The 12,291-nt window shown below is 54.9% G+C and carries 11 protein-coding genes; 3 read left to right on the top strand and 8 right to left on the bottom strand.

What is annotated here, in order from left to right:
• Position 1: 1 nt before the first annotated feature.
• The 8 genes from QQL62_RS05695 to QQL62_RS05660 all read right to left on the bottom strand — a co-directional run bounded on the left by QQL62_RS05695 (position 2) and on the right by QQL62_RS05660 (position 9,164).
• A complete protein-coding gene (locus QQL62_RS05695) occupies positions 2 to 847 on the bottom strand; it encodes an SMP-30/gluconolactonase/LRE family protein (protein ID WP_284376848.1) in 846 nt (281 codons plus the stop codon).
• Positions 844 to 1,452: a 2-dehydro-3-deoxy-6-phosphogalactonate aldolase gene (locus tag QQL62_RS05690; protein ID WP_284376846.1), complete on the bottom strand. Its 609-nt coding sequence runs from the start codon at positions 1,450 to 1,452 to the stop codon at positions 844 to 846. The genes QQL62_RS05695 and QQL62_RS05690 overlap by 4 nt, the downstream gene beginning before the upstream one ends.
• Before the next feature lie 35 nt (positions 1,453 to 1,487).
• Positions 1,488 to 2,258 carry an SDR family NAD(P)-dependent oxidoreductase gene (locus tag QQL62_RS05685; RefSeq protein WP_284376844.1) on the bottom strand — a complete coding sequence of 257 codons (771 nt, stop codon included), beginning with the start codon at positions 2,256 to 2,258 and terminating at the stop codon, positions 1,488 to 1,490.
• Complete coding sequence (locus QQL62_RS05680; protein ID WP_284376842.1) at positions 2,258 to 3,967, bottom strand: IlvD/Edd family dehydratase; 1,710 nt, start codon at positions 3,965 to 3,967, stop codon at positions 2,258 to 2,260. Before QQL62_RS05680 ends, QQL62_RS05685 begins: the two co-directional genes overlap by 1 nt.
• On the bottom strand, positions 3,964 to 6,048 hold the full coding sequence (locus QQL62_RS05675; RefSeq protein ID WP_284376837.1) for an alpha-galactosidase: 2,085 nt from the start codon (positions 6,046 to 6,048) through the stop codon (positions 3,964 to 3,966). Before QQL62_RS05675 ends, QQL62_RS05680 begins: the two co-directional genes overlap by 4 nt.
• Entirely contained in the window at positions 6,045 to 6,890 is an 846-nt protein-coding gene (locus QQL62_RS05670; protein WP_284376835.1) for a carbohydrate ABC transporter permease, read from the bottom strand. Before QQL62_RS05670 ends, QQL62_RS05675 begins: the two co-directional genes overlap by 4 nt.
• Position 6,891: 1 nt before the next feature.
• Positions 6,892 to 7,785: a carbohydrate ABC transporter permease gene (locus tag QQL62_RS05665; protein ID WP_284376832.1), complete on the bottom strand. Its 894-nt coding sequence runs from the start codon at positions 7,783 to 7,785 to the stop codon at positions 6,892 to 6,894.
• 122 nt (positions 7,786 to 7,907) lie between these two features.
• The gene (locus tag QQL62_RS05660; RefSeq protein WP_284376830.1) at positions 7,908 to 9,164 is read right to left on the bottom strand and encodes an ABC transporter substrate-binding protein; all 1,257 of its coding nucleotides are present in this window, start codon (positions 9,162 to 9,164) and stop codon (positions 7,908 to 7,910) included.
• Positions 9,165 to 9,304: 140 nt separating this feature from the next.
• Between QQL62_RS05660 and QQL62_RS05655 the strand changes: the two genes are divergently transcribed.
• The 3 genes from QQL62_RS05655 (at position 9,305) to dusA (ending at position 12,289) form a co-directional block, all read left to right on the top strand.
• On the top strand, positions 9,305 to 10,084 hold the full coding sequence (locus tag QQL62_RS05655; RefSeq protein ID WP_284376828.1) for an IclR family transcriptional regulator: 780 nt from the start codon (positions 9,305 to 9,307) through the stop codon (positions 10,082 to 10,084).
• A 40-nt stretch (positions 10,085 to 10,124) separates the two neighbouring features.
• A complete protein-coding gene (locus QQL62_RS05650) occupies positions 10,125 to 11,186 on the top strand; it encodes an ABC transporter ATP-binding protein (protein WP_284376826.1) in 1,062 nt (353 codons plus the stop codon).
• Between the two features lie 83 nt (positions 11,187 to 11,269).
• Positions 11,270 to 12,289 carry a tRNA dihydrouridine(20/20a) synthase DusA gene (gene dusA / locus QQL62_RS05645; protein WP_284376823.1) on the top strand — a complete coding sequence of 340 codons (1,020 nt, stop codon included), beginning with the start codon at positions 11,270 to 11,272 and terminating at the stop codon, positions 12,287 to 12,289.
• Positions 12,290 to 12,291 lie beyond the last annotated feature (2 nt).

Below are 12,291 nucleotides of genomic sequence, written 5' to 3'. Positions count from 1 at the left end.
CTTATAATATTACGGCGTGTTCACGTTGGCCTGTGATGGCGGTTTGGGTGCTGAACACTTGGCCCTGTTCGGGGGATGGATTAACCATACCCTCCGATGCAGAGGTCACAAATAGGGTTTTGTAATCCGCACCGCCAAAAGCAGGGCAAGTGGCCTGTGCGGCGGGAATTTCCACAGCCGAAACAAAGGCCCCATCGGGCGCATAGCGCGCTACGCGCCCCGCGCCCCACTGGGCGTTCCACAGATGGCCCGTGCTATCCACCACTGCCCCATCTGGATTATACCCCTGTTCAGATAGGTCGACAAACACCTCTGGCGCGCCCATGGGCCAACCATCGCTATCCAACGAGACGCGCATAATTTGGCGCCTCGGTGTATCGGCGAAATAGGCCGAAGATTTATCAGGTGAAAAACAGATCGCATTGGATATGGTGATATCCGAGTACAGCCGCGTCAGCACACCGCGGTGGTATCGATAAATCGCCCCCGCCTGCGCCTCGGCCTGCCGGCCCATGGTGCCAATCCAAAAGCCCCCCCATGGATCGGCGCGCCCATCATTGGAACGTGTGGCGGAATTATCGACCTCTAGCCCACAGAGGGTTCTTTGGGCTGTGGTTTCAACATTGAACACAAACAGATCGGTGGCGCTGGCAATCAATAACTCATCATGGCTGACCCAGCCCGCCGCAGAAACAGGGCGGTCAAATTGCCACTGCGCTGGTCCGTCTTGGGTGCGGCTTAGCAGGGTGTTGTTATTGATATCAAACCAGAACAGTTGTGCGCGTTCTGGATGCCACAGCGGCCCCTCGCCCAAAGAGGCGTTGCGCGGGTCATAGGGCGCGATCACAGATCATATGCCGCATCATAGGCGGTCACGATTTCTGCGGCGCGGGCGGCGATCTCTGCGCGGTTTATACCGGGCTTGTAAATGGCCGATCCAATGCCAAAACCATCTGCCCCTGCGGCCTGCCACTGGGCGAAATTGCTGGCATCTGCGCCGCCCACGGCCAAGGTTTCAGTACCCTTGGGCAGCACCGCGCGAATGGCCGCCAGACCCGCTGGCCCGATTAAAGAGCCTGGGAAAAACTTTAGCCCATCAGCCCCTGCGCGAAGGGCGGAAAAACAATCCGTAGGGGTCATAACCCCAGGATAAGAGAGCATGTTTGCGGCCTTAGTGGCCTTGATCACCTCGATGTTGGTGTCTGGGGATACCACCAACTTGGCGCCGATCTCTTTCAGGCGGGCCACATCGCTGATCGAGAGCACGGTGCCCGCCCCAATCAATGCACGCTCGCCGTAGGTTGTGACCAAGCGCGCGATGCTGTCAAACGGATCTGGCGAGTTCAGCGGCACCTCGATCTTGGTGATGCCTGCCTCGATTAAGGCCCCCGCCAGTTCAACCACCTCGTCTGGGCGCACGCCGCGCAAAATTGCGATAATGTTTCTATCCATAGTCTTGTCCAATTCTTCTAATGGGCGCGTGGCCCTTAACCAGTGGTCACCACGCCACCATCCACAACCATCGTCTGGCCGGTCATCATGCGGCTGGTGTTAGAGGCTAAAAACAATACCCCATCCACAATATCGCGCGGCGCTAGGTGTTCTTTCAGGCATTGGCGTTCCAGATGCGCCGCCAATGCGGAGGGTTCGGCCCATTGATCCAATTGCTTTTGTGTTAGAACCCAGCCCGGCGCCAATGCATTCACCCGAATATTATCTGGCCCAAATTCTCGCGCTAATGAACGCGACATACCATTAATCCCCGCATTTGCGGTGGTATAGGCGGGATAACCTGCATTGCCCATCATATAACTGATGGAGGAGAAATTCACGATGGCGCCGCCGCCCTTGGATTTCATGCCCTCGATCACCGCCTGACAGGCGAAGAAATATGCCTTTAGGTTAATCGCCTGTGACCAGTCCCAGAATTCCTCGTCAACCTCGGCGGTGCTGTGGCGCTGATCATTGGCGGCGTTGTTCACCAGAACCTGCACGGCCCCATGGGCCGCACTGGCGGTATCAATTGCACCGCGCAGGGCCGCGATATCGGTAATATCACAGGGTATAAACAGGGGGCGCACCCCGTGTTTGCTCTCCATTTCATTGCAAAACGCTGTGGAATCCGACCGTTGAACAAAGGCCACATTCGCCCCTTGTTCGATAAAGCCCTCGGTTAGGGATGCGCCAATGCCCGAGCCGCCCCCCGTGATAAATACGCTTTTGCCCTTTAGGTCGTGAAATGTTGCGGTCTGGCTCATCAGTGGCTCTCTCGTGTTACGGGGCGTGTGTCTTTGCCCACAAGGAAATCTAGATCGGCCCCTTGGTCGGCCTGCATCACATGATCGATATACATTTTGGCATACCCGCGGGTGTAATGGGGCGCATCAGGCGCCCAATTGGCGCGGCGCTGTTCCAATTCTGTATCAGAAATCAACACATCCAACACCCCGTCTTTGGCAGAAAAGCGAATGCGATCACCGGTCTGTACCAAGGCCAGATTACCCCCCGCATTGGCCTCGGGGGAAACATGCAAGATCACGGTGCCAAAGGCGGTACCAGACATGCGCGCATCAGAAATACGTACCATATCGCGCACACCCTCGCGCACCAATTTACGCGGGATCGGCATGTTGCCAACCTCGGCCATGCCCGGATATCCCTTGGGTCCACAGCCCTTTAGCACCAGAATGCTGTCTTTGGTTACCGGCAGATCAGGGTCATCAATGGTGGCCTTTAATTGTTCGATGTTTTCAAAAACATAGGCCTCGCCCTCGTGTTCCAGCAGGTGTTCGCTGGCGGCAGACGGTTTTACAATCGCGCCGCGCGGGGCCAAATTGCCGCGCAGAACCTTGATCCCTGCCGCCGGTTTCAGCGGGGTATCAAAGGCATGGATCACATCGCGGTTAAAACATTCCGCCCCCTCGGCATAGGCGGTAATATCCCCGCCCAAACAGGTGGTGGCACTGCGCAATCTCTCGCCCAGCTCTTTTAGAATAACAGGCATACCGCCAGCATAGCAGAAATCCTCCATCAGGTATTTTCCCGAGGGCATGCAATTCACCAGTAATGGAATATCAGAGCCAAGGTCGAAATCATCCAACGTTAGATCCACCCCAACGCGCCCCGCAAGGGCCAATAGGTGCACCACAGAATTGGTAGATCCCCCAACCGCACCATTTGCTAAAATAGCATTTTCAAAGGCGCTGCGCGTCAGAATTTTTGACAGCTTCAGATCCTCGTCCACCATTTCTACAATCCGCTTGCCGGTTACATGGGCCAGCGCCATGCGGCGGCTGTCTACCGCCGGCAGGGCGGCATTGGTGGGCAGGCATACCCCCATGGCCTCGCACAGGGATGCCATTGTTGATGCTGTGCCCATGGTCATACAGGTGCCCTTGGATCTGCTCATGCCGCTCTCGGCGGCCATGAAATCCTTTAGGGTCATATCTCCTGCGCGCACATCTTCGGAGAATTTCCATACATCTGTGCCTGATCCGATGTCCTTGCCCTGCCATTTACCATTGAGCATTGGCCCCGATGACACAACGATCGTTGGTAAATCAACACTGGCCGCCCCCATCAATTGCCCAGGCGTAGTCTTGTCACAGCCCCCCAGCAACACGACGCCATCTATGCCATAGGCGCGGATCGATTCCTCGACATCCATCGCCAACAGATTGCGAAATAGCATCGCCGTGGGCTTCATCTGGGTTTCACCCAAACTCATTACTGGAAACTCTACTGGGAACCCCCCGGCCTCCCAGACGCCACGTTTTACGCCCTCGGCCAGATCCCGCAGGCCTGAATTACACGGGGTTAATTCTGACCATGTGTTGCAAATCCCAATGATCGGGCGACCATCAAAGGCATGATCAGGGAAGCCCTGATTCTTCATCCAACTGCGGTGAATAAACCCATCTTTGTCGTGTTTCCCATACCACGCGCGGTTGCGCCGTTCTTTGCTCATAGCCGTTTTCCTTCGACAACCCATATTGTTGTAGGGAAAGTCCACGGCAGGGTCAGACCATGGTTCATTAAATATGCGCCACTTAGATCAAGTGGCTGTGTTTTGATGGCTTGCTCTGCGCGCGACAGGGTGGGGGGATCGGCGCGGTTGACCAGCTGGATGCGATAGATGGCATCCGGATCTAGGCGGGTAAGAGGCAAGGGGCGCGGCAGGATCTGCCTGCTGGTCGCAACCTTACCCGCAAAGACCACAAAGCGGCCGGCATCTGCGGACAATTGCTGCTCGGCCACAACGGCTGGATCAGCGGAATTCAGACGCAGAATATCCGCATCCCCCATCCAATGGCGATTGCTTTTCCACCATGTGGTGACTGTGCGCAATGTATCGGCCTCGTCATCCGTCAGTTCGCGGGGATCCATTTCAAACCCCATGTGGCGCTGGGCGGCAACCCATGCCCGCATGCCCATATCAATCACCCGACCAGAGGTATGACAATTGCGCGGGCCCACATGGCTGCCGGTGACAATGCTGGGCAAAAACAGGGCCGCATTGTGCTGAATTTGCAAACGCTCTAGCGCATCGTTGCTGTCAGATAACCAGACGCGGTGGGTGTGATGCAGGATGCCAAAGTCAATACGCCCCCCGCCCGATGCACAGCTTTCAAACTCTACCAAAGGAAAGGCAGTGTTCAGCCGCGCCAGCAGCACATATAGCGCCTCGGTCTGCGCCGCATCCGATACCGGCAATACGCGGTTATGATCCCACTTCACATACTCAACCGCATAGGCGGACAGAATGTTGGAAATTTTCTCAAACAAATAGTCCTGAACCGCGCCAATGCGCAGATCCAGTACCATCTGCTGGCGGCCCAATATTTGATCTGGCGCACCCAATATCCAATCGGGGTGGGCGCGGTATGTAGCGCTGTCTGGGTTGATCATTTCAGGCTCGAACCAAATTCCAAATCCCATTCCAAGGCCTGTGACATGATCCACTAGCGGGGCCAACCCATCGGGGTATTTGCGCGGATCAATGTCCCAATCCCCCAAAGAGCTGGTGTCGTCATCGCGCAGGCCAAACCAGCCGTCATCCAAAACAAACCGCTCTGCCCCCAGATCATGGGCGCGGGTTGCGATATCCTTTAGTTCGTCGATCTTATGATCGAAATAGACCGCCTCCCAGCAATTGTAATGCACAGGGCGCGGGGCGGCAGAATTGGGAAATTTTACAATCTGGTCGCGCAGGTGGCGCTGAAATCCGATGCTACAGCCATTTGTCCCATGCGGGGAATAAATGGCATACAGAGGTGCTGTTTCAAACTCTTGGCGTGCATCCCTGTGGGACCCCTTGGCATGGCCAAATTGCACCTGCCTACGGCCGTCTGGTAATTCCTCTGCCACCATGGCGTGCCCGCCTGACCAACCATAATGCAGCGCATATACCGAACCGGTTGTGTTCTGCGCCCCTGTGCAGGGCAGGTATAGGCCAGGAAAATGCTCGTGCCCAGTGCGCCCAGTGCGGTTCTCGCGATATCGCATGCCCGACGACCAAGGGATGGTATTGGTCTGGAATTCACCACACCAGCGCCCCGCGAAATCAACCATCTCGATGCTGTTTTGGGGGGCGGGCAATACGGGGGCCGCCAGCCAATTCAGGCGCATCGGGGATTGGCAGTGCAGGCGAGCCTTGGTGGTGATGATTCCCGTGGTGGCATCGATGCAGAAGTGTGCGCTATAGCGGATGCCCGCATTCGTGTCGGCACAGTGGAACACCAGCTGATCGGCGGATACATCCACCTCTTGCAGGCGCAGGCGCGGGGTAACGGGTGCACCGTCGGCACCAAAAATCTCCATACCTAAATGACCGGGAAAATTCTGATCCTGCGCTGGGCACAGCGAAATATCCGGATTGGCATCCAGCATTCCGCCGGTTACATCCATTTCGCCGCTGATTACAAGGGCCACAAGATCCTCGGTCAGGGGTAGTGATTTCCCCCAATAGAGAACACGCGGTAGGCATTGATCTTGGGTCGCAAATACCAATGTCTGGTCAGGCGAATCCAAGCGCCATGTTTGGATCATTTTACGGCACCCAATGTCAGGCCCGCGATGAAGTGCTTCTGCATTAGAAAAAACATAGCAACAGGGGGTAGGGCCGCAATAATGGAACCAGCCGACATCAAATGATACATGGCGCGAAATTGGGCGTTAAAGCTGGTGATCCCTGCGGTCACAGGTTGGGCCGCCTCACCTTGGGTTAAGACCACCGCCCAGAAATAATCGTTCCAGATAAAGGTGAAAATCAGTACCGCCAGCGCCGCTAGCGCGGGCTTCATCAGGGGTAGAACCACAAACCAGAATATCCGCCATTCTGCAATGCCCTCTACGCGCGCCGCCTCGATCAGATCAAAGGGCAGGGCGCGGATGAAATTGCGCATAAACAGCGTGCAGAACCCCGTTTGGAAGGCCACGTGAAACAGAACCAGCCCTGTTTTGGTATTGTATAGCCCCATATCCAAGGTCAGATCGCGCACTGGGATCATCAAGATCTGAAAAGGCACAAAATTACCGGCAATAAACAGGAAGAACAAAATCAAATTTCCGCGAAAGCGGTAAACCCCCAAGGCAAACCCCGCCATCGCACTAAGCGCAACGGCGCCGATTACCGTGGGTATGGTAATCATAAAAGAATTCAGGATATAGCGCGGCATAGACGAGGTGAACACCTGCCCATAGTTGGCAATGAATTCCCAAGATGACGGCAGCCCCCAATAGTTGCCGGCGGTGAAATCCGCCGCAGGGCGTACTGAAAACAGCGCCACTGCGATCAGGGGGGCCAACCATAAAACCAAGACAAACGGCAACATGGTTTGATAGGTAATGCGCGCGCCGCGCGATGCTTTTTCAATAGGTGCAGGAAACATATCAGTGACCTCCTTTTTCGTCTTGGTACATCCGCCATAGGAAATAGCCGATAAAGATCAGCATCAACAGGAACAGCACCACCGCAATGGCCGCGCCATATCCCATTTTGAACCCATATTCAGACAAGGATTTTTCGAACATATAAAAGCTGAGCACCCGCGTGGATCCAAATGGCCCGCCATTGGTCATGATCGAAATCAAATCAAACGAGCGCAGGGCACCGATAATCGTCACCACAAAGGCAATGAATGTAGCAGGGCGTAACTGGGGTAGGATCACATGCCACAGCATTCGCATCCCCTTAGCCCCATCAAGGCGCGCGGCTTCGATTTGTTCGGGGTCTACCGCATTCAGTCCCGTTAGATACAGGATCATGCAGTAGGCGGTTTGCGGCCACAGGCCTGCGGCAATAATACCATATGTCGCCAGCTGAGGATCACCCAAAACATTCACAGGGCCCAATCCCACCACGCCAATTATAGCATTGAACAGGCCGAATGTCGGGTCATAAAACCACGTGAACACCAGCCCCACAACGATTTGCGAAATCACAAAGGGAAAGAAGAACAGCGATTTATACAGGCGAATGCCCCGCACCGTTTGATTAAGGAACAGCGCAATAAACAGCCCACCAGGGATCGCCAGCAAATAAAACGCCAGCCATTTGGCATTGTTCCACATGGAAATTTCAAAGGCGCGGTCACGCAGCAGCAATTTTTCGTAGTTGGCCAGCCCTACATATTCGGCATCTCCAAGCCCATCCCATTTGTAGAGAGATAGATTAAAGCTCTGCAAAATCGGATAGATCACATACATCGCAAACATGATCAATGCAGGGATCAAAAACAGCCACGGTGTGGCGGCGATTTGGTTTCTTTTATACCAGCTGTACATTAGGGGCCTCGCTTTCGTGGCAATTGATGCCAGTCGTCAGGGAAAAGCACCCCATGGGCGCTTGTCATTGGCGACAGATCGTCGCGTGACGCGCAGGCGGGCTGCGCGTCACAGATTATGGATTACTTGCTATCTTGGCGCACGGCTTCCAGACGCTCTAGGATATCATCCAAGTTGTCTGGGAAAACCATGAACTCTTGCATGCCTTCCATGGCCGCCTTGGCCATTTCTGCCGGGTAATCACGGTCAAAGAACTGTGCTACACCACCGGGGCTATTGGTAGACAGCATCTCGAAACCTTTTTGCAGGAACTTGTCGTCGTCAACGCTTGATTTTGCGTTCACAGGCAACTGCCCTAGGTTCTTGCCGTTGTTGATCTCGGTTTGCTCTTCCGCAGATACCACAAAGCGCAGGAACGCACGGGCGTTGTCTTTGTTTTGTGCATTCGTTGGGATGTGGAACGTGTCTGTTGGCGCATCTTCTGCCAATTCAATGCCCGGTGTGATGGCTGGGAACTGGTGAAAGTCCAGCTGATCATCGGTAAGACCTGCTTCGCGCAAGGGGGCCACGGCAAAGTTGCCCTTTAGGATCGCCGCCGCATCACCGGATACCAAGAACGGTAGAGATTGCTGCCAGTCTTTGTTCTGGTGGTCATCAACAAAGGCGCCTAAATCAACCAAACGCTGCCAGTTGGCAAATGTTTCGCGCACACGGTCATCTGTCCACGCAATCTCGCCACGCGCCAATTGCATATGGAAATCAAACCCATGCGTGCGCATGTTCAAATAATCAAACCAGCCAGATGCCGTCCACAACCACTTGGTACCAATTGTGTAACATTTACGACCAGAGGCGATAACAGCCTCACAGTTGGAAACCATCTCATCAAAATTCGCAGGCTCACTTAGGCCCAGCTCCTTGTAGATATCGGCGCGGTAGTAAACGCCCCATTGATAGTAGGTGTATGGCACACCCCACTGCTTGCCATCGATGGTCATGGCACCCTTGGTTGATGCAAGGTTTTCTGCTATCTCTGGCTCTGCCCATAGATCAGATACATCCTCGAACAGGCCCGCATTCACATAAGGTGTCATGCGGTTGGCCGCATACCATGTGGCAACATCCGGTGCATTGGCCGTCAGAAAGTTGCGGATCTGGGTTTTATAAGCTTCGCGATCAATCACCGTTGTTTCGATGTTCATCTCGGGGTTCTTGGCCTGGAAGCGCGCGATCATGGCTTCCATTGTGGCGCGGGGTGCTGGGTTGGACGTATCCAAGAAGATCTTTAGATCACCCGTCAAGTTGTCGGCACTGGCATTGCCCGCCAAGGTTGTGGCTGCGGCCAGCGCGGCCAGCAGAGTTTTTGAGTATTGGAACATAGTTTCCTCCCTAGGGTCCCTGTTGACTATTGGTTTCATATATTGAAACTTAGTATCAAGTATTGAAAACTCTGACGTGACTCGCTACAAATGTCAACGGGGTTGTTGGGATTCTGACCCGAATCCCCAGGGAGGAACACATGGATAAACCTGTCAAAGCTGACGGAACGGTGGGCAAAGCACTGGAGGTGCTTGACCAAGTTGCTGCCTATGGGCGACCGGTAAAGTTCTCTGAATTGCTCCAAGACAGCCCATACCCAAAGGCGACCTTGTTCAGATTCCTTCAAACCCTGACCAATCAACAAATGCTTAGCCTAGATACGGATACCGGCGCCTATTCTCTGGGCATTCGCCTAATGCGGCTGGCCCATGCCGCATGGAAAAACGCATCCCTTGCCCCCATCGCGCGCCCCTTCCTAGAACAGCTGGCCACAGAAGTGGGCGAGGCTGTGCACCTTGCACAGCTTGATAATGGGCAGGTTCTGTTCGTAGACAAGCTGCGCGCCACTGACCGATTCGAAACTTTGGCACAGGTGGGGCATGTGGCACCGGCCTATTGCACAGGTGTTGGCAAGGCTATGCTGGCCTTCCTGGCACCCAAGCGCCTTCAGATCGTCCTGCAGCAGCAATCCTTCTACAAATTCACAACCACAACCAAGGGTAGTGCTGATGACCTGTCAGAAGAGCTGGCCAAAATTCGGAAATCAGGCATCGCCTTTGATCACGAAGAACACGAACAGGGCATCAATTCAATTGCGGCCCCCATCCTGTCGACCAATGGGCGTATCGTGGGCGCGATATCAATCGCCAGCGCCACAACACGTTTCGATACCGAAGCCTTGAAACAGTTTCGCCAGCCCTTGCTGAAAACCGCAAAATTAATCGGAGACGAGGCCACATCATGGCAGTTTCCATCATGAACACCGCGCATCACAAGGCGCAATTGGGAAAGGACCAATAATGTCAGGAGTAACACTCAAAGGGGCGATCAAACGCTACGGCAAAACCCAGGTCATCCATGGCGTTGACCTACAAATCGAAGACGGGGAATTTTGCGTCTTTGTTGGCCCATCGGGCTGTGGTAAATCAACACTGCTGCGTATGATCGCAGGCCTAGAGGATACGAGCGATGGCCAGATCCACATCGGCGCGCGCGATGTTACCAACGCCGACCCCGCAGAGCGCGGCGTGGCGATGGTGTTCCAAACCTATGCGCTTTACCCGCATATGACGGTGGAACAAAACGTCGGGTTCGGCCTGAAAATGAATGGTGTTCCCAAGGCAGAAATCGACGAAAAAGTGGCCAAAGCCAGCGAAATACTGCAGCTCGGCCCCTACCTAGATCGTAAACCCAAGGCCCTGTCTGGTGGCCAACGCCAACGTGTGGCAATCGGGCGCGCCATTGTGCGCGGCCCCGATGTATTCTTGTTCGATGAACCACTGTCTAATCTTGATGCGGAATTGCGCGTAGATATGCGTGTGGAAATCGCCCGCCTGCACAAAGAACTGGGCACCACCATGATCTATGTGACCCATGATCAGGTCGAGGCCATGACCCTAGCGGACAAAATCGTGGTTCTGCGTGCTGGGAATATCGAACAGGTCGGTAGCCCAATGGAGCTCTACCAAAACCCGGACAATAAATTTGTGGCTGGCTTTATCGGTTCGCCTTCCATGAACTTCTTAAATGGTGTGGTGGATCAGGGCGGCGTGCGTGTGCCCGCGCTAAACGATACGCTGATCAAAACTGATGTGTCCCTACCGGCGAATGGCGCTGCCATTACCGTGGGTCTGCGCCCACAACATCTGGCGGTCACCGAGGCAAAATCTGGCATCGTGGTGAACCTGCGCGAACGGTTGGGCGGGGTCGCCTATGATTACCTAACCACCCCAACGGGCGAGCGCATCACCGTAGAGACCAAGGGGGATGATCCCATTGCCCCCAACACCACCGTGGATGTGGTCTTTGAGGCTGAACATGCTATGTTCTTTGATGCAGAATCCGAGGCACGACTGCGTTGATCATCTCCCCTCCGCCCATGGCGGGGGGCTTTGCGGCGCACTCACCGCGTGACAATCCCGCGCCGCCACAGTAAACACCGCTCATGACCAAACATGCATGCGATAAAATCAACCGACGCCTTTCCGTCGCCCCGATGATGGATTGGACGGATACTCATTGCCGTGCTCTGCACCGTGTGATCTCGCGCAATACTCTTTTGTATACGGAAATGGTCACAGCCCCGGCCTTGGTGCATGGGGATGGTGCGCGCCTGCTGGCTTTTAATACCGGCGAACATCCCGTAGCGCTGCAAATCGGTGGTTCCAACCCTGCCGAGTTGGCCGAGGCCACACGCATGGGGGTTGATGCGGGCTATGACGAGGTTAACCTGAATGTGGGCTGCCCATCGGATCGGGTGCAATCGGGGCGCTTTGGCGCCGTGCTGATGCAAGAACCAGAACTGGTGGCAGAATGCGTATCGGCGATGATCTCGGCGGCTGGGGATATCGAAGTTACGGTCAAGTGCCGCATTGGTGTTGATGATCAAAACCCCGATGATGTCTTGCCTGATTTTCTGAAGATCGTTTCTGGAGCAGGGGTGAAATCCTTTGCAATCCACGCGCGCAAGGCTTGGCTACAGGGCCTAAGCCCCAAACAAAACCGCGATGTGCCGCCGCTGGATTATCCGTTGGTGCACCGGATGAAAACCGAGTTTCCCGATCTGGAAATCGCAATCAATGGCGGTATAGAAACGCTGGCAGATGCGCAAGCGCACCTTGATCAGGGCCTAGATGGCGTGATGATCGGGCGCGCGGCATATCACCGCCCGATGCAGGTCTTGGCACAGGCCGATGCGCTGTTTGGGGATGCACAACCGCCCAAATCAGCAGGCCAAGTGATCGAGGAATTCCTGCCTTATATCGAAGCCCATCTCGGGGCTGGTGGCCGTCTGAATCAAATTACGCGACATATGCTGGGGTTGTTCGCCGGTGAAACCGGTGCGCGGCACTGGAAACGATACCTGTCTGATCACGCGCATTTAGAGGGCGCAGGGGTCGATACGCTGCGCGCCGCATATGAACAGGTGCAAATCGCCCAAGAGCGACAACGCAAGATCGCCTAGAT

This window comes from Amylibacter marinus (genome assembly GCF_030160015.1).
In the GTDB taxonomy this organism is placed as follows: domain Bacteria; phylum Pseudomonadota; class Alphaproteobacteria; order Rhodobacterales; family Rhodobacteraceae; genus Amylibacter; species Amylibacter marinus.
This window is presented reverse-complemented; position numbering and strand designations above follow the sequence as displayed.

What these genes read in the sequence shown, in the direction of transcription:
- QQL62_RS05655 (WP_284376828.1), top strand. Translation starts at nt 9,305, where the DNA reads ATGGATAAACCTGTCAAAGCTGACGGAACGGTGGGCAAAGCACTGGAG.
- QQL62_RS05670 (WP_284376835.1), bottom strand. Translation starts at nt 6,890, where the DNA reads ATGTTTCCTGCACCTATTGAAAAAGCATCGCGCGGCGCGCGCATTACC.
- QQL62_RS05660 (WP_284376830.1), bottom strand. Translation starts at nt 9,164, where the DNA reads ATGTTCCAATACTCAAAAACTCTGCTGGCCGCGCTGGCCGCAGCCACA.
- QQL62_RS05675 (WP_284376837.1), bottom strand. Translation starts at nt 6,048, where the DNA reads ATGATCCAAACATGGCGCTTGGATTCGCCTGACCAGACATTGGTATTT.
- QQL62_RS05665 (WP_284376832.1), bottom strand. Translation starts at nt 7,785, where the DNA reads ATGTACAGCTGGTATAAAAGAAACCAAATCGCCGCCACACCGTGGCTG.
- QQL62_RS05680 (WP_284376842.1), bottom strand. Translation starts at nt 3,967, where the DNA reads ATGAGCAAAGAACGGCGCAACCGCGCGTGGTATGGGAAACACGACAAA.
- dusA (WP_284376823.1), top strand. Translation starts at nt 11,270, where the DNA reads ATGACCAAACATGCATGCGATAAAATCAACCGACGCCTTTCCGTCGCC.
- QQL62_RS05650 (WP_284376826.1), top strand. Translation starts at nt 10,125, where the DNA reads ATGTCAGGAGTAACACTCAAAGGGGCGATCAAACGCTACGGCAAAACC.
- QQL62_RS05685 (WP_284376844.1), bottom strand. Translation starts at nt 2,258, where the DNA reads ATGAGCCAGACCGCAACATTTCACGACCTAAAGGGCAAAAGCGTATTT.
- QQL62_RS05690 (WP_284376846.1), bottom strand. Translation starts at nt 1,452, where the DNA reads ATGGATAGAAACATTATCGCAATTTTGCGCGGCGTGCGCCCAGACGAG.